Consider the following 822-nt stretch of genomic DNA (forward strand, 5'->3'; position numbering starts at 1 on the left):
CATTAACTCTATAGGCTATCTCAGCTATCTTACTTATAGCCTCTGGGGTAAACTCGAGCTCTACTCCTTCTGTAGCTAAAAGAGCCTTATACTGCTTTACAAGAGCGTTCTTGGGTTCCACCAATATCCTTTCAAGATCTTCTCTATAAAGGGGTTTAAGCTCGACCCTTATGGGAAACCTTCCCTGAAGCTCAGGTATGAGATCCGACGGCTTAGCCGTGTGAAACGCTCCAGCAGCGATAAACAAAATGTGATCCGTTTTCACAGGGCCGTATTTTGTTATGACCGTAGAACCTTCAACTATAGGTAAAAGATCCCTCTGGACTCCTTCCCTTGAGACATCAGGACCATAGGTGCTTCCCTTGCTTACTATCTTGTCTATCTCATCTATGAAGACTATTCCCATCTCCTCAGCTCGCCTTATAGCCTCTTGAGCCACCTCATCCATATCTATGAGCTTCTGAGCCTCCTCTTGCTCTAGAACCTTCCTTGCCTCTTTAACTTTCAGTTTTCTCCTCTTCATCCTCGGTGGAAATATGTTCCCTAAAAGATCCTGAAAGTTGATTCCAAGATCCTCTATTCCCATCGCGGTGAAAACCTCAACCCTAGGCAAAGATCTATCAACAACATCTATCTCTATAACTCTATCCTCAAGCTGACCGTTCCTGAGCATCTCAAGAAGCCTTTGGCGAGTGCTTTCTCTAACAGAAGGCTCATAGGTTCCAGGCTCTTGAGCAGCGTAAGAATACCGCATCCCAGGCATCAAAGCCTCAACAATTCTTAACTCAGCATGAGTCTGAGCCTCTTCCATAACCTCAGTCA

General features: G+C 45.1%; 1 protein-coding gene. It reads right to left on the reverse strand.

Annotated elements, in window-relative coordinates:
* Positions 1–822, reverse strand: an 822-nt coding sequence (hslU, locus tag N2315_09580; protein ID MCX7829421.1) for an HslU--HslV peptidase ATPase subunit, incomplete at both ends; no start/stop codon positions are given.

This window comes from Thermanaerothrix sp. (genome assembly GCA_026417795.1).
Taxonomy (GTDB): domain Bacteria; phylum Synergistota; class Synergistia; order Synergistales; family Synergistaceae; genus Thermanaerovibrio.